This window comes from Myxococcus sp. MH1, assembly GCF_059738865.1.
The window spans coordinates 1291029-1313222 of sequence record NZ_AP026947.1 but is presented as its reverse complement, the minus strand read 5'-3'; the positions used below and the strand labels follow the sequence as shown (position 1 = coordinate 1313222).

At 70.9% G+C, this 22194-nt stretch carries 20 protein-coding genes; 9 read left to right on the top strand and 11 right to left on the bottom strand.

The features are described from left to right. The first annotated feature begins 201 nt into the window (after positions 1–201). On the top strand, positions 202–1290 hold the full coding sequence (locus AC6JA9_RS05460; RefSeq protein WP_497959205.1) for a YcjF family protein: 1089 nt from the start codon (positions 202–204) through the stop codon (positions 1288–1290). A gap of 1 nt (position 1291) precedes the next feature. Here the strand turns inward: AC6JA9_RS05460 and AC6JA9_RS05455 are convergent, their stop codons facing one another. The 4 genes from AC6JA9_RS05455 to AC6JA9_RS05440 all read right to left on the bottom strand — a co-directional run bounded on the left by AC6JA9_RS05455 (position 1292) and on the right by AC6JA9_RS05440 (position 5404). Further along, on the bottom strand, positions 1292–2938 hold the full coding sequence (locus AC6JA9_RS05455) for an acetate--CoA ligase (RefSeq protein ID WP_497959204.1): 1647 nt from the start codon (positions 2936–2938) through the stop codon (positions 1292–1294). Positions 2939–3088: 150 nt separating this feature from the next. After that, on the bottom strand, positions 3089–4525 hold the full coding sequence (locus tag AC6JA9_RS05450) for a zf-HC2 domain-containing protein (protein ID WP_483577026.1): 1437 nt from the start codon (positions 4523–4525) through the stop codon (positions 3089–3091). Next, positions 4522–5079, bottom strand: coding sequence for an RNA polymerase sigma factor (locus tag AC6JA9_RS05445; protein WP_046711104.1), 558 nt, complete (start codon positions 5077–5079; stop codon positions 4522–4524). The genes AC6JA9_RS05450 and AC6JA9_RS05445 overlap by 4 nt, the downstream gene beginning before the upstream one ends. A gap of 166 nt (positions 5080–5245) precedes the next feature. Then, positions 5246–5404 (bottom strand): hypothetical protein, encoded by a 159-nt coding sequence (locus tag AC6JA9_RS05440; protein ID WP_170300394.1) that lies wholly within the window; start codon positions 5402–5404, stop codon positions 5246–5248. A gap of 147 nt (positions 5405–5551) precedes the next feature. Between AC6JA9_RS05440 and AC6JA9_RS05435 the strand changes: the two genes are divergently transcribed. Continuing rightward, complete coding sequence (locus AC6JA9_RS05435; RefSeq protein WP_497959203.1) at positions 5552–6562, top strand: cupin-like domain-containing protein; 1011 nt, start codon at positions 5552–5554, stop codon at positions 6560–6562. 5 nt (positions 6563–6567) lie between these two features. On the opposite strand, the gene AC6JA9_RS05430 is transcribed toward AC6JA9_RS05435, so the two are convergent. Then, the gene (locus AC6JA9_RS05430; RefSeq protein WP_497959202.1) at positions 6568–9315 is read right to left on the bottom strand and encodes a CHAT domain-containing protein; all 2748 of its coding nucleotides are present in this window, start codon (positions 9313–9315) and stop codon (positions 6568–6570) included. 460 nt (positions 9316–9775) lie between these two features. Here AC6JA9_RS05430 and AC6JA9_RS05425 point away from each other — a divergent pair, with 460 nt between their 5' ends. After that, complete coding sequence (locus tag AC6JA9_RS05425; protein ID WP_223746031.1) at positions 9776–10798, top strand: heparin lyase I family protein; 1023 nt, start codon at positions 9776–9778, stop codon at positions 10796–10798. 145 nt (positions 10799–10943) lie between these two features. Here the strand turns inward: AC6JA9_RS05425 and AC6JA9_RS05420 are convergent, their stop codons facing one another. From AC6JA9_RS05420 to AC6JA9_RS05410, 3 genes are all read right to left on the bottom strand, one after another. Next, positions 10944–12485, bottom strand: coding sequence for a DHA2 family efflux MFS transporter permease subunit (locus AC6JA9_RS05420; RefSeq protein WP_223783540.1), 1542 nt, complete (start codon positions 12483–12485; stop codon positions 10944–10946). Positions 12486–12487: 2 nt separating this feature from the next. After that, a complete protein-coding gene (locus AC6JA9_RS05415; RefSeq protein ID WP_483577025.1) occupies positions 12488–13738 on the bottom strand; it encodes an HlyD family secretion protein in 1251 nt (416 codons plus the stop codon). 109 nt (positions 13739–13847) lie between these two features. Continuing rightward, positions 13848–14369, bottom strand: coding sequence for a MarR family winged helix-turn-helix transcriptional regulator (locus tag AC6JA9_RS05410; protein ID WP_426748085.1), 522 nt, complete (start codon positions 14367–14369; stop codon positions 13848–13850). Between the two features lie 113 nt (positions 14370–14482). Between AC6JA9_RS05410 and AC6JA9_RS05405 the strand changes: the two genes are divergently transcribed. The 6 genes from AC6JA9_RS05405 to AC6JA9_RS05380 all read left to right on the top strand — a co-directional run bounded on the left by AC6JA9_RS05405 (position 14483) and on the right by AC6JA9_RS05380 (position 19297). Further along, complete coding sequence (locus AC6JA9_RS05405) at positions 14483–14716, top strand: hypothetical protein (RefSeq protein WP_141326798.1); 234 nt, start codon at positions 14483–14485, stop codon at positions 14714–14716. 34 nt (positions 14717–14750) lie between these two features. After that, the gene (locus AC6JA9_RS05400) at positions 14751–15296 is read left to right on the top strand and encodes a metal-dependent hydrolase (RefSeq protein ID WP_223746027.1); all 546 of its coding nucleotides are present in this window, start codon (positions 14751–14753) and stop codon (positions 15294–15296) included. 141 nt (positions 15297–15437) lie between these two features. Continuing rightward, positions 15438–16499 (top strand): nicotinate-nucleotide--dimethylbenzimidazole phosphoribosyltransferase, encoded by a 1062-nt coding sequence (gene cobT, locus AC6JA9_RS05395; RefSeq protein WP_223746026.1) that lies wholly within the window; start codon positions 15438–15440, stop codon positions 16497–16499. 54 nt (positions 16500–16553) lie between these two features. After that, complete coding sequence (gene cobS, locus AC6JA9_RS05390) at positions 16554–17294, top strand: adenosylcobinamide-GDP ribazoletransferase (RefSeq protein WP_223783543.1); 741 nt, start codon at positions 16554–16556, stop codon at positions 17292–17294. A gap of 28 nt (positions 17295–17322) precedes the next feature. Further along, positions 17323–17943, top strand: a complete 621-nt coding sequence (locus AC6JA9_RS05385; RefSeq protein WP_223783544.1) for a histidine phosphatase family protein — start codon at positions 17323–17325, stop codon at positions 17941–17943. Between the two features lie 100 nt (positions 17944–18043). Further along, entirely contained in the window at positions 18044–19297 is a 1254-nt protein-coding gene (locus AC6JA9_RS05380; protein WP_408888111.1) for a cytochrome P450, read from the top strand. Between the two features lie 253 nt (positions 19298–19550). Here the strand turns inward: AC6JA9_RS05380 and AC6JA9_RS05375 are convergent, their stop codons facing one another. Genes AC6JA9_RS05375 through AC6JA9_RS05365 form a run of 3 tightly spaced genes read right to left on the bottom strand, consistent with a single transcriptional unit; the run spans position 19551 to position 22149 of the window. Next, positions 19551–20492, bottom strand: coding sequence for a FecCD family ABC transporter permease (locus AC6JA9_RS05375; protein WP_141326809.1), 942 nt, complete (start codon positions 20490–20492; stop codon positions 19551–19553). Further along, a complete protein-coding gene (locus tag AC6JA9_RS05370; protein WP_267698043.1) occupies positions 20489–21283 on the bottom strand; it encodes an ABC transporter ATP-binding protein in 795 nt (264 codons plus the stop codon). Before AC6JA9_RS05370 ends, AC6JA9_RS05375 begins: the two co-directional genes overlap by 4 nt. Next, positions 21280–22149, bottom strand: a complete 870-nt coding sequence (locus AC6JA9_RS05365) for an ABC transporter substrate-binding protein (RefSeq protein ID WP_223746020.1) — start codon at positions 22147–22149, stop codon at positions 21280–21282. Before AC6JA9_RS05365 ends, AC6JA9_RS05370 begins: the two co-directional genes overlap by 4 nt. Positions 22150–22194 lie beyond the last annotated feature (45 nt).

Here is a 22194-nt window from a genome sequence, read left to right as displayed (position 1 = left end):
AGCACGCCGGTCCGCCAACAGCCCGCAGCACCCAGGGGCCCGCACGCGTCACATGACAGCGGGTGCGATGGTGCGTCCGGAGGCCCGCTCGCCCGCCTGGACGCACCCTCGTGTGCATCGTGTCGGACGGCCCAGGTCCGCTAGGCTTGTCCCCAGAAGCCCGTTCCGCGCGGCCGGGACGAAGGACCCACGAGGCGTGTCATGGAGTTCCAGCTCACCGAAGAGATTCGCAAGCAGGTGGATGAGGCCTTCCGCAGACGCGGGCGGGTCAACATCGTCATCGCCGGACGCAGCGGCGTGGGGAAGAGCACGCTCATCAACGCCGTCTTCCACGGGCGCATCGCGGACACCGGCCAGGGCCGCCCCGTCACGCAGGAGACGCGCGAGTACACGAAGAGCGACGTCCCCGTGAGCATCCTCGACACCCGGGGCCTGGAGCTGGGCGCCTACAAGCAGACGCTGACGCTGCTCGAGGACCTGGTGGCCACGCGGGGCCGGGACGCGGACGCGACGCGGCACCTGCACTGCGCGTGGCTCTGCATCGGAGAGGACTCGCGACGCGTGGAGGATGGAGACCTGGAGGTCGCGCGCATGCTCTCGCGGCACATGCCCGTGGTGGCGGTCGTCACCAAGGCGCGCAACGACCAGGGCTTCCGCGCCGAGGTGGAGCGGCTCCTGCCCATGGCCCGAAACGTCATGCGCGTGCGCGCGCTCCAGGAGACGGACGACGAGGGGAACACGCTCCAGGCCAAGGGGCTCGTGGAGCTGGTGGAGCTCACCATGGAGCTGGTGCCGGAGGGGCAGCGCAACGCCTTCGCCGCCGCGCAGCGGGTGAGCATCGAACAGAAGCGCAAGCGGGCCCACGGCATCGTCGCCAGCGCCGCCGCGGCCGCCGCGGCCATCGGAGCCACCCCCATCCCTTTCGCCGACGCCGCCCTGCTCGTCCCCACGCAGGTCGGAATGCTGGCGGGGATTAGCAGTGTCTTCGGCCTGCCGCTCACCGAGGCCTTCCTCTCCACGCTGGTGAGCTCCGTGGCCACGGGGCTGGGCGCCACCTTCTCCGGACAGGCCATCGTGTCCGGACTGCTCAAGGTCATCCCCGGCGCGGGCACGCTGGTCGGCGCGCTCATCGCCGCCTCCACCGCCACCGCGCTCACCACCCTGTTCGGCGAGGCCTATATCGCCGTGCTCTCCCGGCTGATGGAGCGGCGCGCCGGGGAGATTCCCCTCGTGGAGGACGTCATCAGCGCCTTCAGGGAAGAGCTGTCCCTGCGCCGCGCCTCGGCCTGAGTCACCCGGGCTTCGGCGGCGTGGCGCGCAGCTCCGCGCGGCGAATCTTGCCGCTCACCGTCTTCGGCAGCTCGAGCACGAACTCCACCTCGCGCGGATACTTGTACGGCGCGGTGGTGCGCTTGACGTGCTCCTGGAGCTCCTTCGCCAGCTCGTGCGACGCGATGAAGCCCGGCGCCAGCACCACGTACGCCTTCACCCGCTGGCCCAGCTTGTCGTCCGGCACGCCAATCACCGCGGACTCCGCCACCGCCGCGTGCTCCAGCAGCGCGGACTCCACCTCGAACGGCCCCACGCGGTAGCCGGACGTCTTGATGACGTCGTCCGCGCGGCCCACGAAATAGAAGTAGCCGTCCGCGTCCCGCACGGCCCTGTCCCCGGTGACGTACCAGTCGCCTCGACGGCAGGCCGCGTTGGCCGCCGCGTCACCCAGGTACTCCTGGAACAACCCCACCGGCCGCTCCGGCGCCACGCGCACCGCGATGTCCCCCTCCTGCCCGTCCGCCACCTCCTGGCCCGCGTCGTCGATGACGCCCACCGTGAAGCCCGGGGACGGCTTGCCCATGGAGCCCACGCGCGGCTCCACCGAGGGGAACATGCCCACCACCACCACCGTCTCCGTCTGCCCGTAGCCCTCGCGGATGTGCAGCCCCGTGGCCGCCTTCCACGTGTCGATGACCTCCGGGTTGAGCGGCTCGCCCGCGCTCACCGTGTGGCGCAGGCTCGACAGGTCGTGGGCCTTCAACTCCTCGAGCACCATCGCCCGCCACGCCGTGGGAGGCGCGCAGAAGGTCGTCACCTGCTGGGACGCCAGCACCTTCAGGAGCTTCCGCGGCTCGAACCGCCCCCGGAAGTCGTAGACGACGTTGCACGCGCCCTGGCTCCACGGCCCGAAGAGCTTGCCCCACGCGCACTTGGCCCAGCCCGTGTCGCTCAACGTCAGGTGCCGGTCCTCGGGCGTCAAATCCAACCAGTAGCGACCGGTAATCACGTGGCCCAGCCCGTAGCTGACGTGCGTGTGCAGCACCATCTTCGGCATGCCCGTGGTGCCGGACGTGAAGTAGATGAGCAGCGGGTCCTCCGCGCGCGTGGGCGCGAAGTCCTGTCCGTGCGCGCCCGTGCCCACGGTGCCCGACTCGTAGCGGACCCACGGCGCCGGCGCGCCCTCCCCCACCGCCACCCACGTCTCCACGCGGCCGGTGCCCGCGAGCCCCTCGAAGCGCTCCAGGCAGCTTGTGTCCGCGATGACCGCGTTCGCGTCCGCCGCCACCAGCCGGTAGCGGATGTCCTTGACGGTGAGCATGGGCGTGCCCGGCATGAAGACGATGCCCGCGCGGATGCAGCCCAGCACCAGGAACCACCACTCCGGCACCCGGGGCATCATGATGAAGAGGCGGTCCCCCTTCTTCAGCCCCAATCCGGTGAGGAACTGCGCCGCGTGCAGCGAGCGCTGCTTCACGCCCTGCCACGTGAAGCGCTGCTCGCGGCCCGTCTCGTCCGACCAGAGCAGCGCCAGCGACTCCCCTCGCTCGGCGGCGTGCCGGTCCACCACGTCCGTGGCGAAGTTGAAGTGCTCGGGCCGCTCCCACCGGAAGTCCCGGTGGGTCGCCGCGTAGTCGCGCATGTTGCGAGGGGTGGACTGGGCCATGCGGGCGAGCCTGCCACGCCCCTCCTCACGACGTCCGTCCACACGCCCCCGCTTCGCACGGTGGACAACACGCCCGCCGCGAAAAGCAGAGGGGCCGGCCCTTCAGAGAGGACCGACCCCGGTGTGTGACGAGGAGAACCTACGCTGGACTCAGTTGAGCTCCATGCACGGGACGATGTTGCCCATCCCGTTGCACGTGAGCATCGCGTCCATCAACTGCTTCTCGGCCTGCGCGGTGCGGCCCGCGGCCAGCTCCCGGCGGATGCCCTCGCGCTCGGCCAGCAGGTGCAGCCACGGGTCCGGCGTCCCCTCGGCGAAGCCGCGCAGCGCGCTCATCGCCGTGGCGTCCGACACCGCGGAGCCCGTGTGCATCAGCGCGCCGAAGTAGATGTCCCGCTCCCCCGAGCGGCGCAGCGAGTCCAGCAGCACCGTCGCGTCCTTCTTCGTGTCGCTGTCACGCAACAGCCCCGCGTACCCCTGGGCCAAGGGCGCCCGCGCCGTGAAGTCCCGCGCGGCAATCTGCCGCACGTAGTCCTGCAGCACCGAGCCCCCACCCAGCGCGTCCAGCTCGCGGGCCAGCGGCAGCAGCGCCTCCACGCGCTCCTTCGACGTCACCGTGCGCACCGCGTCGTAGAGCGCCGCGCGGGCCACCGCGGGCCGCTGCGCGAGCTGCTTCGCGTCCCAGGGCGCCTCGCCCGTGAGCGTCGTCCACACGTCCATCACCTGACGGCGCGAGCGCACCCGCTCCTCCGCCAGCTGCGTGCGCAGCTCCGCCGCCATGCGCCGCGCCTCGCCGCTCCACCCCGCCTCGCTCAGCGACGCCACGGTGTCGAACGACGCCGCCGCGCGGTCCAGCAGGTCGCGCTCGCGCAGCACCAGCGCGCGGTTCCACAGCGCCTGGGCGTGGTTCGGATTGAGCTTCAGCGCGCTCGTGAGCAGCCCCAGCGCCTCCTCGTAGCGCTGACGGCTGAGCGCGACGACGGCCAGGTCGTTCGCCTTGTCCGCGGACTCGGGCTCCTGCCCCAGGAACGCCTCGGCCTGCTGCCAGTCGCCGCGCAGGGCGTACGCCGCCGCGATGCCCCGGTAGTCGTGCCGCTCCGCCAGCTCCGCCAGCGGCCTGAGCGGCAGCATCTGCGCCGAGTGGCTGGTGCCGCGCATGGGGCTGTAGGGCAGGAAGCGGTCCGCCTTCGGATGCGAGAGCCGCGCCTCGAACGTGCGCGTGTCCGCGCCCGACAGCCACACCTCGCCCGGAATCTCCGGCTCCGCCTGGCCGCGCACCACCACCACCGCCGCCAGCCCCGCCGCGAGCGCCAGCGGCATCGCCAGCTTCAGGCCCTTCTGGAGCCGCGCCTTCAGGGACACCACGTTGCCGCCCATCACCGGCTCGGCCACGTCGGCGCCCTGCGTCACCGGCGCGCTTCCCCCCAGGGCCCGGGCCGCCAGCAGCTCCAGCTGCAACAAATCCCTCAGTCCCGACTCACACTCCGCGCACCGCGTCAGGTGCTGGCGGAAGGCATCCGCCTCCGTGGCGGACAGCTCCCCGTCCACGAAGAGATGCAGTCGGTTGTTGGTGCATGGCGTCGTCATGAGCTCGTTGCCCCCTGCTCCCGGGCCACCGCTACCTGTGGCAGCAGCAAGTCCTTCAGGTCCCTGCGTGCCAGGGTGAGCCAGCTGCCCACCGTGCCCACGGGAACGTTGAAATGCTCGGCGATGGCGTTGTAGCGCTTGCCCTCCGCGTGCAGCCGGTAGGCATCACGCAGGTGCGGCTTGAGCCGCTCCACCGCCTTCTGGAACTCCTCGGTGCTCACCAGCTCCCAGTTCTCCTGGGCCTCCGCCTGCGCCACCCCCTCCTGCACCAGCGCGAGGTGGGGCATTCCCCGGGACTCCGTCCGCTGCCTGCGGCAATAGTCCAGGAAGCGGTTGGTCATCGTCGTGCACAGCCACGCCGCCGCCGCCGCGTCCGTCCGGTCCTTCAACGACTCGAATTCCTGCATCGCGCGCTCGAAGGTCTCCTGCACCAGGTCCTCGGCTTCCAGGCTGGAGCGGGCGGACAGACGACGCGCCAGTCCCAGCAGGCTGGGCCGGTGCTGTCGGATGAACGCCTCGAAGCGCCTCCGCTCCCGGTTGAAGAGGTTGGCCATGATGTCCTACATGCCTCGCGCGGCAGGTTTCCCAGTCAAAGACGCGGTGCCGTCCGTTCCTTGAGAAAAAAGTGCAAGGGCACCAACAAGGCAATGCCCGGAAGGGATGGAATCCCAGTCCGGGCATGGATCTCCAGCGGATGTAGGTCTGGAGGGGAGACGGCGCCTAGGGCTGCTGCGGGGCAGAGGCCAGGGCGGGGCTGGACGGCATGGGCAGGGGCTTGCGGGCGCGCTGCACCCCCACCGTGGTGGCGCAGTCCACGTAGTTGTTCTTCACGTGGGCGTCCGCGGCACTCGACTCGACGGGCTTGGAACCGGACGTCATTCGCTCGCTCCTCGTGCTGGGATACAGCAGCACGGACAAGTTGCTGGTGGATGAAACTTTGAATCTGTCGCCGTCCTTACCATGCTCCGGTCCGATTCCGTGAGAGGCGGCGGGGTGGATTGCGTCTCGGATTTCGAGGTTTTCCAAATGAGCGTGGATACATCCCGATTGGCGTTGGAGTGGCAGGTCTGGCTGGTGGAGAACCTGGCGATGGGGGTGACGCGCGAGGAGGCGTGTCTGGCGTTGGCGGGCGCGGGCGTGTCCGAGGAGGTGGCGCGAGAGGAGGTGGCGCGGGTGGAGGCGCATCCGTTCTTCCAGGCCTGCCAGCGGGTGGGACGACGCTACGGGTGGCTCGAGTCGGTGATGGACACGTACAGCACGTTGCATCGGCAATCCGGTGGACACCTGGCGCTGGAGCGACGCCACGAGCTGTCCGCGGAGGAGTTCTTCACGCGCTACTACTTCGGACACCGGCCGGTGGTGTTGACGGGGCGGATGAAGGACTGGCCGGCGCTCGGACGTTGGTCGCTTTCCTACCTGGCCGAGCGGGTGGGGGACGTGGAGGTGGAGGTGATGACGCGGCGTGAATCCAACCCTGACCACGCGCCCGAGCCGGACAAGCACCGCGAGACGATGCGCTTTGGCGACTACGTGCACCGGGTGGCGACGGGGGGCGAGACGAACGACTACTACATGGTGCCGCGCAACGAGAACTGGCAGCGCGAGGGCTTCGAGCCGCTGCGCGAGGACGTGCGCGCGCCCCAGGGCATCATCGACGACAGCCTGCGGCCGGACATGATGACGCTGCTTTTGGGCCCCGCGGGCACGGTGACGCCGCTGCACCACGACAACATGAACGTGCTGCTGGCGCAGGTGATGGGGCGCAAGCACGTGAAGCTCATCCCCTCCTTCCAGCGGCACCTGATGTATCCCCGCTACGGGACGTTCAGCCACGTGGACGCGGAGCGCCCGGACGTGGAGCGCCACCCGCTCTACGCGGAGGCGCACGTGGTGGAGGCGGTGCTGGAACCGGGGGAGCTGGTGTTCATCCCGGTGGGCTGGTGGCACTGGGTGCGCGCGCTCGACGTGAGCGCGTCGGTGACGTTCCACCACTTCCAGGTGCCGCAGGGGAACACGTACCTGCCCACGCCGCTGTAGGGGTGTCAGTCGGACGTCTCCACCAGCAGCACGTGGTGCGTCCAGCCGTTGCGGGCGTCGCGGGCGAGCCACTTCTGGCGCTCGTCGCGCAGGGCCACCGCGGGGGCGGTGCCGCCGCGGATGCGCTGGCGCACGCCGTCGAAGAAGCGCCCGGCGGCGTCGGGGATGTCCACCGTGGAGGCGAGCACCGCGCGCGCGCCGGCCTCGATGAAGGCGGCGGGCAGGCTGAAGGGCTCGTGCGTGGTGGTGGAGGCGAGCCGCCCCGCGCTGCACGCGGCCAGGAACACCATGGGCGCGCCGGCGAGCTTCTGCTTGCGCACGATGTCCGCCGTCAGCGCGTAGCGGCCGTTGCCCTCGGGCGAGAGCACCACCAGCGAGGCGTCCGACAGCACGGGGTCGCTGATGCCGTGCGCGTGAATCTCGATTTCCGTCGCGTCCGACATGCTGGACAGCACGCGCGAGGGCGTGGCGTCCGAGCCGGACAACAGCTCCAGCGTCGTGGGCTCCGGCTCGGGCGGCGGCGTCCACGTGGGCAGCCTGGGCAGTTGCAACAGCGCGGGCGCCTCCACACTGGAGACGACCAGGCGCCGCGACGGCGCGGACACGCCCGGGACGATGCGGCCCATGCGGAAGCTCCACGGCTGGTCCACGGGCAACAGGTCCGTGCGGCCGAAGACGGGCGCCCACGCGAGCACCTCCACCTGGGCGCAGCCCTTGAGCGCCTGGCGCACGTGCTCGGGGACGAGCTTGACGCTGGGGCTCTCCGCGAAGGGCACCTCGCGCGTGCCCTGGTAGTCACCGACGAGCTCACCCCCGGGCCCCCGGGCGACGGCCACGGAGCGCTCGTTGTGGACGGCGGCGCCGAGCGCGCACGTCGCGGGCACCTGGGTCCCCAGTTGCTCGGCGAGCAGCTCCAGGGCGCGCGCGTACTCGCCCCGGCGCCCCGCGTCGGTGACGAGCGAGGAGTAGGCCAGGGTCCACGCCTCGCGCGCCAAAGGCTCGGTGGACGGCAGCTTGCGCGCGTCCTCGAGGGTGCGCGTGAGCAGCGCCACGCCGCGCTCGTGCTCGTGGTCCAGCACGAAGCGGCCCTCCAGGTAGCGCGCGTAGATGGCGTCGCCGGGCGTGGGGTTGCTGGCGCGCGCGACGTCGAGCGCCTGGCTCAGCCGCTCGGCGTCCTTCGGGTCCGGACGGGCGCGGGCCATCTCCGCGAAGGTGGCACCGAACATCAGGTCCAGCTTCGCGTTGGGACACGCGGCGGCGGCCTCCAGCGAGGCGCGCGCGGCCTCCGGACGCAGGGCCAGGTAGTGCGTGTGGGCCTGGTTGATGTGGGGCCAGTAGCAGGTGTCGATGACGCGGCCGCCGCGCGCGGTCCACTCCTCCACGTACGCGAGCGCGCTGGAGAAGTCCCCGCGGTCCCGGGAGATGTGCACGAGCAGCTCCAGCGTGGTGAGCTCCAGCTCCCACTCCTGGAGCTGGCGGGCCCAGGACCAGGCGGTGCGCGCGTGCTGCTCGGCCTCCGTCAGCCGGCGCAGCTCCGCGTAGAGGATGCCCAGGCGGAGCTCCAGGTCCACGCAGCGCGCGGAGAAGGCGCCCTCGCGGCAGCGCTGGAGCGCGTTGAACAGGCGCTGCTCGGCCTTCCACCACTCGCCGTCCGCCGTCTCCTTGCGGGCCTGCTCGCGCTCCAGGAACAGGCCGAGCCAGGTGTCCTTCTCTCGCTGGACGTGGGAGACTAGGTCCGGCAGGTAGCGCAGCGCGGCGGCCTTGTTGTGCAGGGCCATGCCCACGAACAGGTCCTCCTCACCCGAGGCGCGCACCGTCTCCACCAGTGACTCCGGCGCGCCCGCGCGCTTCCGGACCCACTCGGAATACCCCTGGGCCAGGGCGCCGCGCCGCGTGAAGTCCCGGCCGGACACCCGCGTCACGTAGTCGCCGAGCGACGTGCCGCCCTGCAGCCGGTCCAGCTCCCGCGCCAGCGGCATCAGCGCCAGCACGCGCTCCTTGGAGGGCGCGGCGCGGACCACGTCGTAGAAGTGCTGCCGCACCACGCCGGGAGTCTGACGCGCCTCCTGGAGGGGCAGCGGCGCCTTGGGGTCCTCCAGCAGGGCCAGCGTGGCGTCGCGCGCGCCGTGCCACTTGCGCGAGCGCGCTTGCGTCTCCTCGCGCAGCGTCAGCGCCTGCGCCTTGGCCTCCCTGCTCCAGCCCTGCTCGCCGAGCGCGGCCACCCTCTCGAAGGTCTCCGCGGCCTTCATCGTCAGGCCCATGTCGCGCAGCGCCAGGGCGCGGTTCCACAGCGCCTGGGGATGCGCGGGGGACTTGGCCAGCACGCGGTCCAGCAGCCGCAGGGCCTGCTCGTGTGCGCCCCGGGAGAGCTGCACGGCGGCCAGGTCACTGTCGCGGTCGACGGAGGACGACATGCGCTCGAGGAAGGAGCCCGCCTGGTTCCACTCACCCTGCAGGCCGTAGGCGGCGGCGATGCCCGCCCAGTTGCCCTCCTCCTCCAGCCGGGCCAGCTCCTTGAGGGGGATGGGCTCGGCGGGGACCAGACAGCCGCCGGCCGAGACACGCGGTCGGTAGCGGTCGGCCTCCGGATAGGTGAGGCGGGCCTCGATGCGCGCGGACGCCCGACGCTCGGCCCAGAAGCGCGCCTCCACGCCGCTTCCCCCGGACGGCGTGCGCACGAGCAGCGCGGTGACGACAAGCACGGGCGCGGCCAACGCCAGGACCAGGGCCTTGTCGGACTTCGACTTCCACATGCTGCCCCCTCGGGTGCTGTCTCCCCCAGACAGGCGCCCACCGGTCGGGTTCTACACCAACCCTCCGGCTGGCGACGACTCCAGGCCCACACCGGACCTGTCGCCTCTGTACGAACGCACATCCCACCGGGTCCTTGGGCGCCGGCATTTCTTGGGCGAATTTCCCGCGTGGGCGCAGGCACGGAAGAAGACGCCGCGTCCCCGGGCCGCACAGCGGGCGAGCGCCGCGGGAGCCCAAGGTGCCGCGCGCTCCCACTTCCGGCGCGTCGCTTCATCCTCCGGGAATCATTGCGGTGGACGGCAAGCGACGAGCGGGGCCGAGGGCGCCCCGACTCCTCGTGCCCCACCGAGCAGCGGACCGGGGGCAGGGACCTCAGGGGCTTGGCGGGCGAGCGGGAGCGGGAAGTAGCACGGCCGGCCGGATGTCCCAATGCGCCAACCCGGAATGAAAGGACCTCGTTTGACCGCATTCCTTCGACTCGCCGCCCTGGTGTTGCTGGTTCCCCCCCTCGCGTCCGCGGAGGTGGTGTGGAAGGGCGACTTCGAGACCGGAAACATTTCGCAGTGGACGCGCTCGCAGAGCGTCGCGAACAGCCGCCTGCAGGTGGTGTCGGACGTGGTCCGTGAGGGCCGCTATGCGTTGAAGGCCACGGTGCGTCAGGGCGATGACCCCATCGGCGCCAGCGGCAACCGCAACGAGCTGCTCTACATCAGCGAGGAGAAGGCGGGCTCCACGTACTTCTACAAGTGGAGCACGATGTTCCCGTCGAACTACCCCATCTCGGATGGGTGGCAGGTCTTCGCGCAGTGGCACCAGGAGGGCTGCTGTGGCTCGCCGCCGCTGGAGTTCTTCGTGAAGGGGGACCAGATGCACCTGCGCGTGGGTGGCGCGGACGGTGACATCCCCTGGAAGGGGCCCCTCAACAAGGGCCAGTGGCACGACTTCATCCTGCAGGTGAAGTGGTCGTCCAACGCGAAGGTCGGCTTCGTGCAGCTGTGGCACAACGGGAAGCTGGTGCTGCCGAAGACGATGGGGGCGACGCAGTTCGGCAAGGAGATGAACTACCTGAAGCTCGGGCTGTACCGCGAGGACAGCATCCGTCCCGAGGCGAGCGTGTACCACGATGGCTTCACCATGAGCACCGCGCTGGAGGACGTCCTGCCGCCTCCGCCCGCGCCGGAGCCCACCCCGGAGCCGACGCCCGAGCCCACGCCCACCCCGGAGCCGACGCCCGAGCCCACGCCGACGCCCACCACGCCGCCCATCGTCAACGTGCCCACGCTGCCGGGCACGGGCACGCCGCGCGTGGGTGTCATCGACACGGATGACGGCACGGACAATCCGCAGGCGGCGCAGGGCTGCGGTGCGACGGCGACGGGCGGGGCTCCGTTCATCGCCGCCACGGGCCTGCTCGCGTTCGCGGCGCTGCTGAGCCGTCGGCGCAAGCCGGCGACGGTGCGTGCTCGCGGCGCGCGTCGCTGAGCCACCGCGACACCGTGAAGGTCCACAGCGGGTCCGTCCTCCAGCAGGGCGGGCCCGCTTCGTCTTTTCAGAAAGGCGCCCACGAAGAAGCGGGTCCACCCCAGGAGGGAGGACCCGCTTCATCGACCCAGCCAGCGCCCAGCCCTCAGTGCGCGCCCTCGACCTTCACGTTGGGGTCGGCGCGGCGCAGCATGAACACCAGCACCAGTGAGCACGCGAAGATGGCCGTGAGCACGGTGAAGTTGGCGTTGAAGGCCCGCACCAGGGCCTGCAGGTTGATGCGCTGGCTGAACAGGCCATAGGCCGCGGCCAGGGGGTCCGTCACCCGCGAGGCCACCGTGGCCTGCATCGCGGCGAGCTGCTCCTGCGTCACCTGGCTGTACGCATCCACATGCGACGCCAGCGCCGTGTTGTTCACCTGCGTCAGCCGGTTGAGCGCGCTGCTCATCCACGCCGTGCCAATGGACCCGCCCAATTCACGCGTCAGGTTGAACAGCCCCGCCGCGTTGCCTCGCTGGTCCGGACGCAGGTTGCTCAGCGCCATCACCGACAGCGGCACGAAGATGAACCCCATCGAACACGCCCGGATGAACACCGGCGCAATCAGCGCCGCCTCGTCCGCCGTGCTGCTCAAGTGCCCGTTCGTCCACAAGGACAGGCACATCCCGATGATGCCCACCCCCACCAGCATCCGCCCGTCCACCTTGCCGCCGAACTTCCCGATGAGCGGCATCAACAACACCTGGATGAAGCTGCCCTTCAAGAACACCAGCCCGATGTCGAGCGCCGAGTAGCGCATCACCGTTCCGCAGAAGAGGCTGAACAGGAACGAGCCGCCGAACAGCGCCGTGCCGATGAGGAAGTTCACCCCCGTCGCCGCCGCGTACGAGCGGTTCGCGAACACCCTCAAGTCCACCACCGGCTGCGGGGTCTCCAGCTCGTGCACGATGAACGTGATGAGCGCCACCCCCGCCACCACCGCGAGCACGGTGATCTTCATGCTGTCGAACCAGTCCTCGCGCGTGCCCTCCTCCAGCACGAACTGCAGCGCGGCCATGCCCACCGCCAACAGGCCGATGCCCCAGCGGTCCACCCGCTCGTGGGACACCTCGAAGTCCTTCTGCTCGATGTGACGCCACGCCATGTACGCGGCGAACAGGCCCACCGGCAGGTTGATGAGGAATATCCAGTGCCAGCTCGCCACCTCGATGAGCATCCCGCCCACCGTCGGACCCAAGAGCGGCCCCGTCACCGCGCCCAGGCCGAAGAGCGCGCCGGCCATGCCGTGCTCCTTCTGCGGATAGCGCGCGAACAGAATCGCCTGCGACGTGGGGATGATGGCGCCGCCTCCCACGCCCTGGAGGATTCGGAAGACCACGAGCGACGGCAGGTTCCACGCGAGCCCACACAACAGGCTGGCCGCCGTGAAGATGAGGATGGACGCGGTGAAGTAGCGCCGGAACCCGAACCGACGCTGCAGCCAGCCCGTCATCGGGATGACCACCACGTTGGCCATCATGTAGCCGGTGGAGACCCACGCAATCTGGTCCATCGGCGTGCCGAAGCTCGCGCGGATGTCGCTGAGCGCGACATTCACAATCGAGATGTCCAGCACGGACATCAACGCCGCCGCCATCGCGGCGATGGTGATACCGGCCTTCGAGCCGGTGATGACGTCGCCCTTCACGACTACTCGCCCCTCGTGTTCACCGTGACGACGGCGCTCATGCCCGGCTTGAGGGCCACGTCCTTCGCGTCACCGTCGAAACGGATGAGTACGGGGATGCGCTGCACCACCTTCACGAAGTTGCCGGACGCGTTGTCCGGAGGCAGCAGCGCGAAGCGCGCCCCGCTGGCCCCCGCCAGGCTGTCAACATGGCCCTTGAAGTGATGGCCGCTGAAGGCATCCACCTCCACGTCCACCGCCTGCCCCGCCTTCATCTCGCCGACCTGGTCCTCCTTGAAGTTCGCCACCACCCACACGTCATCCTGCGGCACCACCGCCATCAGCGGACGCTCCGGGCCCACCATGTGGCCCACCTCGACCGTGCGGCGGCTCACCACGCCATTCGTCGGCGCGCGGACCTTCGTGTACGACACCGCCAGCTCCGCCAGGTGCAACGCGGCCTGGGCCTGCTTGAGCTTCGCGTCCGCCAGCTTCACCGCCGCCTGCGCGGCCTGCACCTGCACCGGCCCCGTCTCCGCGGCGGCCAGCTTGCCCTGCGCCGTCTCCAGGCCACCGGAGGAGCCCTGCACGCCCGCCTCCGTGGACGTCAGCCGCGCCTTGGCCACGTCCAGCGCCGCCTTCGCCTGGTCATGCGTGGACTGCCGCGCATCCAGGTCCGCCTGCGTCACCGCGCCCTCCGCCTTCAGCGTCTTCACCCGCGTCAGGTCCGTGTCCGCCAGCTTGAAGCGCGCCTCCGCCGCCACCACGTCCGCGCGCGCCTGGTCCAGCGCCGCCTTGGACGAGCTGATGCCGCTATTCGCCTGCACCACGCCGCCGCGCGCCTGACGCAGGTTGGCCCCCGCGTTGACCTCGGTGAGCGCCAGCTGCGCCTGCGCGTTCGCCGACTGCGCCTCCGCGCTCGACACGTCCGCGCGCGCCACCTCCAGCTTCGCCTCCAGGTCCGTGGCGTCCAGTTCCACCAGCACGTCGCCGGCCTTCACCTGCTGGTTGTCCGTCACCAGCACCCGGGCCACCTGCCCCGCGATTCGCGGCGACACGTTGGCGATGCGCCCCTCCACCTGCGCGTCATCGGTGGACTCCTCGCCCCGGGTCAGCACCCAGCGCGCGGCGCCGCCCAACAGCGCAATCCCCAACAGCGCGGGCAACACCCGCTTCGCCCTGGAGCGCGGCGCCGCCGGCTCCTTCACGAGCGAGGGGCTCTTCTTCGGTACGTCGGTGTCCTGGGCATCCAGGGAGGGTGAGGCAGTGCTCATGGGTGTTCTCGAAGGTTCAACGGGTCGATGATAAGGGGCCTAACCACATGGCCATGACAAGACGTCCGTCGGGCCGGGCCCGAGGGGAATCGAGGGTTCGAGGGGAAGCTCAGGGCTCTCGGAAGGCAGGCAGTCCGGAGGAGACCTTGGTCAAGAGCTCGCGCAGGGTGGCGCGCTCCGGCTCGCTCAGCGTGGACATCAGCGCGGCGACGCGGCGGAAGTGCACGGGCAGCAGTTCCTCCAGGAGCACGCGGGCCTTCGGCGTGAGGTGCACGGTGTACATGCGCCGGTCATCGGGATGGTCGGCGCGGGAGATGAGGCCGTCCTTCTCCAACGTGTCGAGCAGCCCCGTCATCGTGGCGCGGCTCACACAGGAGCTCTCCGCCAGCTCGGCCGGGGTGAGGCCCTTGCCCTCCTCGCTCTCGCTGTAGGAGAGCAGGCGGGCCAGCACGGTGAAGCGGCCCGTGGACAGGCCGTGGCGCGCGAGGTTGGCCTCGTAGGCGCTCGACAGCTCGTTGGACATGCGCAGCAAGAGGACGCAGGTCTCGATGGCGCTCGCGTCCAGTTGAGGGAAGCGCTGCGACAGTCGCTGCAGCCGCTCGAAGCGGGTGATGGGAGGCGTGACGCTCATGGTGAGGCGCGGCGAAGACCCCGCCGCCCCTGAGTCGTAAGGCTCCTAACTACCGCGCGCAACGAAATAGTGGAGCCGGTGGGAGGAAACGGACGCGCTGTTATGACGGGGAGGTGCTGGATGTGAAAGACCCCACCGTGCAGGCGGCGCTGCGGCAGGCGAGCGACGAGGCCGGTCTGCCGGATTATCTGCGCAGCTGCGTGTACCCCCTGCTGCGCGAGCCGGAGGGCGAGTGGCCGAGCTGCTGCGGAGGCGGCTGCCAGCCCTGCTCGGCCACGCTGGTGGACGTGGCGGCGCGGACGCTGGCGCTCCTGGGGACGCCGCGCGTGGCGCCCCTGCCCTTGTGAGCGCGGGCCCTCAGCGCCGTAAGCTCGTGGGGACATGAACCCCATCGTCCATGCGGAGCTGGCGTGGCTCACGGCCCAGGGGCTGCGTGAGCGGAGGGACCGCATCCTCGTCACGTGCGCGGGGCTGGCGCCGGACCTGGATGGGCTGACGCTGCTGGGTGGCGAGGAGTGGTACGCGCGCTACCACCACGTGCTCTTCCACGGCTATGTGGGCGCGCTCGTCACCACGGCGGTGTGCGTGGCCTTGGCGAGGCAGCGCGCCCGGGTGGCGGTGCTCGCGATGGTGGCGTTCCACCTGCACCTCGTCTGCGACCTGGCGGGAAGCGGGCCCGGCTGGCCCATCCACTACTCCTGGCCCACGAGCATGCGGGAGTGGTTCTGGCAGGGGCAGTGGGACCTGTCGTCGTGGCAGAACTCGGTCATCGGGCTCTTCACCACGCTGGCCGTCCTCGCGTGCGCGCTGGGGCCCGGGCGTCGAACGTTCGTCGAGGTGTTCTCCGCGCGCTGGGACGCGGTCGTCACGCAGACGCTGCGCAAGCGCTTCAAGGGCGAGGAGCCCGCCGCGAAGCCCAACGGCTGAAGGCCCTCACCTGTCCCACGAGACAACCGCGCTGTAGGGGCCGTGACATATCTCGAGCACGGGGACCCGCGGGCGCGGTGCGGGGTTGTGTCCCCGGACGCGCAGCGCCTAGCTTGAAGCCCTTCCCGCGAAGGGGGCCCGATGCCCGCATACCGTGACGTGCTCGGCAGGATTCCCGAACCTGACGTCGAGGCCGGCAGGCAGTGCCAGGGCCTGTTGGACATGAAGACCAAACCCCAGGGCAGCCTCGGCCGCCTGGAGGAGCTGGCGTGTCAGTGGGCCGCGCTGCGGGGAGAGCCCGCTCCGGCGATGCCTCGCAAGGGCATGGTGGTGATGGCCGCGGACCATGGCGTGACGGAGGAGGGCGTGAGCGCCTATCCCGCCGAGGTCACCGCGCAGATGGTCGCCAACTTCTCCCGGGGCGGCGCGGCCATCAACGTGCTGTCACGGCAGCACGACGTGCGCGTGGAGGTCGTCGACATGGGCGTGCGGGTGCCCGTGGAGGGGCTCACGGGCGTGCGCCACCACCGCATGGGCCCCGGCACGGGGAACCTGGCGAAGGGGCCGGCGATGTCGCGCAAGACGGCCGAGGAGGCGCTGAGCGTGGGCGCGCTGCTGGCCATCGAGCTGGCGGAGTCGGGCGTGACGCTGCTCGGCCTGGGTGACATGGGCATCGGCAACACCACCGCGTCGTCGGCGCTGACGTGTGTGCTCGCGGGTGTGTCGCCGGACATGGCCACCGGGCGCGGCACGGGCGTGGATGACGCGGGCCTGACGCGCAAGGTGGACGTGGTGCGGCGGGCGTTGGTGGTGAACCAGCCGGACGCGGCGGACCCGCTGGACGTGCTCGCCAAGGTGGGCGGGTTCGAAATCGCGGGGCTCGCGGGCGCGGCGCTCGGCGCGGCGTCCAAGCGCGTTCCGGTGATGCTGGATGGCTTCATCTCCTCGGTCGCCGGGCTGGTGGCGGCGCGCCTGTGTCCCCGGGTGATGCCCTTCCTCATGGCCAGCCACATGTCGCGCGAGGCGGGCCACCGGCGGGTGCTGGAGGCGCTGCGGCTGCGGCCCCTGTTGGATTTGGGGCTGAGGCTGGGCGAGGGCACCGGCGCGGTGCTCGCGATGGGGCTGGTGGACAGCAGCCTGCACGTGCTGCACGAGATGGCGACCTTCGCCTCGGCCGGCGTCGCGGAGAAGTCACAGCGCTGAAGCGCGTGTCCCCGGCTGGAAACCCGGCGGGAGTCGCGCCATACCTGGGCTCCCATGAAGCGACTTCTCGCCGGCATCGCGTTCCTCAGTCGCATCCCCGTCCCCGGGGCGGCCACGTTCGACGCTGGCGACGTGGGCCGCGCCACGCTGTGCTTCCCGCTCGTCGGCGCGCTGCTCGCGGCCATCCTGGTGGGCGTGCGCCACGCGCTCTTCCCCCTGCTGCCCGCCACCGTGACGGCGTTCATCCTGCTCATCGTCTACGCGCTGCTCACCGGCGCGCTGCACCTGGACGGGCTGGCGGACATGGCGGACGGCTTTGGGGGCGGACGCACGAAGGAGGACGTGCTGCGCATCATGCGCGACCACGTCATCGGCGCGTATGGCGGCACGGCCCTGCTGTTGAACGTGGGGCTGAAGTCGAGCGCGCTGGCGGCCCTGCTCGAGCGGGGACAGGCGGACGTGGCACTGGTGGTGGCGCTGAGTCTGGGCCGGTGGGGCTCGGTGCCCCAGGGGTGGCTGTTCCCCTATGCGCGCCGCTCCGGCGGCATCGGCATGGCCATCACGGATTATGTCGGGCGCGTCGAGGTGGCGGGGGCCACGGTGCTGGGGCTCGGCATCGCCGTGGGGCTCATGGGCTGGAAGGGGGGTGTCATCATGGGGGCCGTGGCCTTGGTGTCGATGCTCCAGGCCCTGTGGTGCCGGAAGAAGATTGACGGAATCACGGGCGATACGATGGGCGCCAACACCGAGGTGTGCGAGGCGGTGGTGCTCGTGCTCGCGCTGGCGCTCGGCTGACGCGCTCTCGACGAAAGGAAACGGACGCGTGGACTGGCGACTGCCGAGCGGCGTGACGCGCATGGTTCTGGTGAGGCACGGCAAGCCCTCCGAGGAGATGAAGGGCCGCTGCTACGGGAGGCTCGACGTGGGCCTCGCGCCCGAGGGACACGTCCAGGCCGAGCGCGCGGCGCGGCTGCTCGCGCGGGTGGAGCTGCACGGCCTGTATTCGAGTCCCCGGCTCCGCGCGCTCGACACGGCGAAGCGGCTCACGGAGGGCCGGGGGCTGGAGCTTCGGGTGGAGGAGGCCTTCCGGGAGATCGACTTCGGTCTCTTCGAGGGGCTCACCTACGAGGAGGCCGAGCGCCGCTTCCCCGCCGTGTACGCGGAGTGGATGACACACCCCGCACAGGTGCGCTTCCCCGAGGGAGAGACGTTCTCCGAGATGCGCGAGCGCGTGCGCGCAGGAGGTCGGGCGCTGCGGGCACGTCATCCCGGCCAGTGCTTCGCACTGGTGTCCCACGGCGGCGTCAATCGCACCCTGCTCTGCGAGGCACTCGGGATGTCGGATGAGCACCTGTTCCGACTGGACCAGGTGCACGCGGCGGTGAATGTCATCGACTTCTATGGCGATGAGCCCGTGGTGAAGTTGATGAACGCGGAGCCGTGACGCACCACGCCTCGGCTTGACGGTGTTTCCGTGCGAGGCGTAGCCTTTGGTGGCTTGTCTGGGATTGAAGTTCCGTCGTGCACAAGGGGGCGTCACGCGCATGGAGACCCAACCGCCAGGCGAGGCCAGCGGACGTCCCGTCATCCGCGCCCCCGGCAAGACGCCCGACCCCTTCTCCGCGCAGGCGCTCGACAACCCCTACGCCGTCTACGCGCGGCTCCTCGAGCAGCCCGCGTGCTGGAGCGCCGAGTCCCAGCTGTGGCTGTTCTCGCGGCACGCGGACTGCCTGGAGGTGCTCGCCAATCCCCGCTTCAGTCGGAACATCGCCAGCGCGAGGAAGCGCCGTCCCCAGGACTACCCTCCCCCACCCGAGGCGCTCGCGGCGCTGTCCGCCATGCACAACCAGTGGTTCCTGCTGATGGACCCGCCGGACCACACGCGCCTGCGCGCGGTGACGAAGCGTGCCCTGGGCCCTCGCATGAAGGAGCTGGCCATCCACATCCAGGCCCTGGCGGAGTCCCTGGTCTTCCAGGCGCGTCAGCGTGGGGGAATGGATGTCATCTCCGAGTTCGCCATGCCCCTGGCCCGCAGCACGCTGCGCCAGCTGGTGGGCGCGGATGATCTGGATGAGGGGCTCTATCAGCACTGGGCGCTGTGCCTCGCACGGTGCGCGGATGCCTCCGCTCCGCTGGGGGTTCGCGAGGCCGCGAGCGCCGCGACACGAGAGGTGCACCAGGCGCTCCAGGCCGCCGTCACCCGGCGCCGACAGTCGCGACGCACGGATGTCCTCGGGCTGCTGGTGGCCGCGCAGGAAGACGAACAGGCCTTGAGCGAGGAGGAGCTGCTGCCCACGTGCATGCTGCTGCTCTTCGGCGGCTACGACACCTCCGTCAACCTCATCGGCAATGGGATGCTCGCGCTGATGGAGCACCGCGCGCAGTGGGAGGCGCTGTGCGCCGAGCCCTCGCGAGCCAAGGGCGCGGTGGAGGAGGTGCTGCGCTTCGACACGCCCCTGCAGCTCGTCTCGCGCATGGCACAGGAGGACGTGGACGTGGGAGGGACTCACGTCCGCGCGGGTGAGTGGGCGTGGGTGCTGCTCGGCGCGGCGAATCGGGACCCCAGGCGCTTCGAGAACCCCGATGCGCTGGACATCCAGCGCACGGACCTCCAGCACCTCGCCTTCGGCCACGGCATCCACCAATGCGTCGGCGCGGCGCTCGGGCGCATCGAGGCACAGAGCGCGTTCGGGACGCTGGCGCGCGAACTACCGCAGCTTCGGCTCGTGCCCGGCGCGTGGAAGCGGCGCGACACCGCCGTGTTCCGTGGCCTCACCACCCTGCCCTGCCAGCTCTGACACCGGGTTCGGCGCGACTTGCGCGCCACCAGGGCACAAGCAGCGATGCGCCTGACGCCACCGTCACCCTGCCAGCTCTGACTCCGCACTCGACGCGGCTTGCGAGCTACCAGGGACACGCGCAGCGGCGTGCCTGGCGCTGCCGTCCCCAACTTTGACTCCGCGCTCGGCGCGGCTTACGCGCCACCAGGGACATGAGCAGCGATGTGCTTGGCGCCGCCGTCACCCTGCCTTGCCAGCTCTGACTCTGGGCTCAGCGCGACTTTCGCGCCACCAGGTACACGAGCAGCGGTGTACCGAGCGCCGCAGTCACCAGCCCCACGGGCGGCTCTCGCCCAGGCAAGATGACTCGGGAGGCCGCGTCACAGAGTGCCAGGAAGCTCGCGCCCACGATGACCGAGCACGGCAGCAGCACGCGCCGGCTCACGCCCAGCACGCGCCGGACGATGTGCGGAACGATGAGCTCCACGAACGCGATGGGGCCACACCACGCGACACAGCCCGCCACGCCGAGCGCCCCCAAGCCAATCGAGGCCATGCGCACCACACGCACGTTGACGCCCTGCGACTCGGCATGCTCCTCGCCGGAGATGAACACCTCCAGCGCCCGCGTCAGCGACAACAGCCCCACCACCGACACGGCCGCGATGGGCACGAGCGCGACGATTCCCTGGTAGCCCACCTGCGGCAGGTGCCCCATCGTCCACCGCGTGGCCGCCAGCAGCTCCGCCGAGTCGGCCGAGAACTGCACGCCCGTGGAGATGGCGCCCGCCGCCATCGAGAAGGCGATGCCCGCGAGCACCAAATCGTTCATCCGCACGCCCCGCCCCGCGGCGATGGCGGCCACCAACAGGCTGACACCCAGCGCCCCGGCGAAGGCCGACGCGGTGATGAGCGGCAAGCCCCACAGCGCCGAGCGGGCCCCCAGCACGATGGCCACCAGCGCGCCCAGCGTGGCTCCAGCCGTGGTGCCCACCGTGCTCGGCGCGGCGAGCGGATTGGCGAAGAGCGACTGATACACCGCCCCCACCAGCGACAGCGTGCCGCCCACCAGCAGCGCCATCAGCGTCCGGGGGATGCGCAGCTGCCAGAGGATGAAGTCCCGCGCGTCCGGCGGCATCGGCGGCCCGATGAACGGCGCGGCGACCACCACCAGCCCGCACAAGAGCAACATCACCACCAGCCGGGCCTTCATTCGCCACCCTCCAGCGGCAGGCCCACGAAGACCCTCCGGCCCTCGACCTCCACGCCACGCATCCGCACGGAGAACACCTGCCCCAGGTGCTCGCCCAGCTCCGGCGCGTCGTAGTGCGACTCGAAGGCCACCTGGCCACGCGACAACCCCAGCACCCGAATCCGTCCCTCGCCCCCGTGCCTCACCGCGTGGGCGAGCACGTTGATGTCATGCGTGATGCACAGCACCCCCAGCCCCGAGCGCCACAGCCGCCCCACGAGCGCGTACAACTCCAGCTGCTGCGCGGGGTCCAGGAAGTTCGCCGGCTCGTCCAGCATCACCAGCGGCGACTCCTGCGCGAGCAGCGCCGCCACCGCGACCCGCTGCTGCTCTCCTCCAGACAGCTCCGTGATTCGCCGCGAGGCGAGCCCCTCCGCCTGCACCCGCTCCAGCGCCGCCCGCGCCTGCTCCTCCGAGCGGCGATGCGACTCCCGGAAGCGATAGCGCGCCGCGGCCACGTGCTCCAGCGCGGTGATGGGCTCGGAGACCTGCACACGCTGGGGCAGCCACGCGACATGGGCCGCGCGCTCCCGGGGCGACAGCGCCGCCACGTCGCGCCCGTCCACCGTGACGCGCCCCGCGTCCGGACGCTCCAGCCCGAGCGCCACGCGCATCAACGTCGTCTTGCCCGCCCCATTGGGGCCCACCACCGCCACGAAGTCTCCAGCCCCGAGCCGAAGGGACACGTCCGCCAGCAGCGTCCGCTCCCCCTTGCGCACCGTCGCCCCGGAGACCTCCAGCGTGGACGTCATGGCGTCTTCGCGTCGAAGCGCAGCGCGACCTTCAGTCGCTCCACCAGGTCCAGGATGCGCGGACCGGTGGACTGCACTCCCGGCCCCGCCACCAGCTTCACGCGCCCCTCCTTCACCGCGCGCAGCACCGACAGCTGCTTCCACGCGGCCAGCTGCCGCGCCTCCTCCTCGGGCGTCGGCACGGGGCCCTCCAGCAGCACGAGGATGATGTCCGGGTCCAACGTCATGAGCTGCTCGACGGAGATGTTCGGCGGACCACCCGGGTCCTCGGCCACGGCGTTGCGCGCGCCCGCGGCCTCCAGCGCCGCGCCGTGCAGCGAGCCCTTGCGGATGTACCAGATGCTGGAGAGCCCGGCCTCCGCGTCGCCAATCACCAGCAGCACCCGGGGCGCGTCCTTCGGAGGTGCCCGCTTCAGCGTGCTCTCCACCTTCGCGGCCAGCTCGTTCGCCTGCGCCTCGCGGCCCGTCTGCCGCCCCAGCTCGCGGACCCCGTTCGCCACGTCGTCCACCGTGAGCCAGGGCAGCACCTTCACCGGCGCGACGGCGGCCAGCGAGCCCGCGGGAGCCTGCTTCACCTGCTCATCCAGGATGAGCGTGGGCTTGAGCCGGGCGATGGCCTCGTAGTTGGGCGCCAGCGTGGAGCCGACCTTGGGCACGCCCTCTGCCTCGGGGGGCCAGGACGAATAGTCCGAGCGCCCCACCACCTGCGGCCCCGCCCCCAGCGCGTAGAGCGTCTCCGTGATTCCGGGGGACAGCGAGACGAGCCGCCGCGCGCCCGGCTCCTGGGCCGGAGGCGAGGAGCGCTGGCAGCCCGCGAGGAGCAGGAGCGCGAGACCGAGGAGCCGAAAGGAGCGCGAAGGGGACATGGGAGGACAATCACGCACCGAGGAGTGCGTGACGAGCGCCTTATA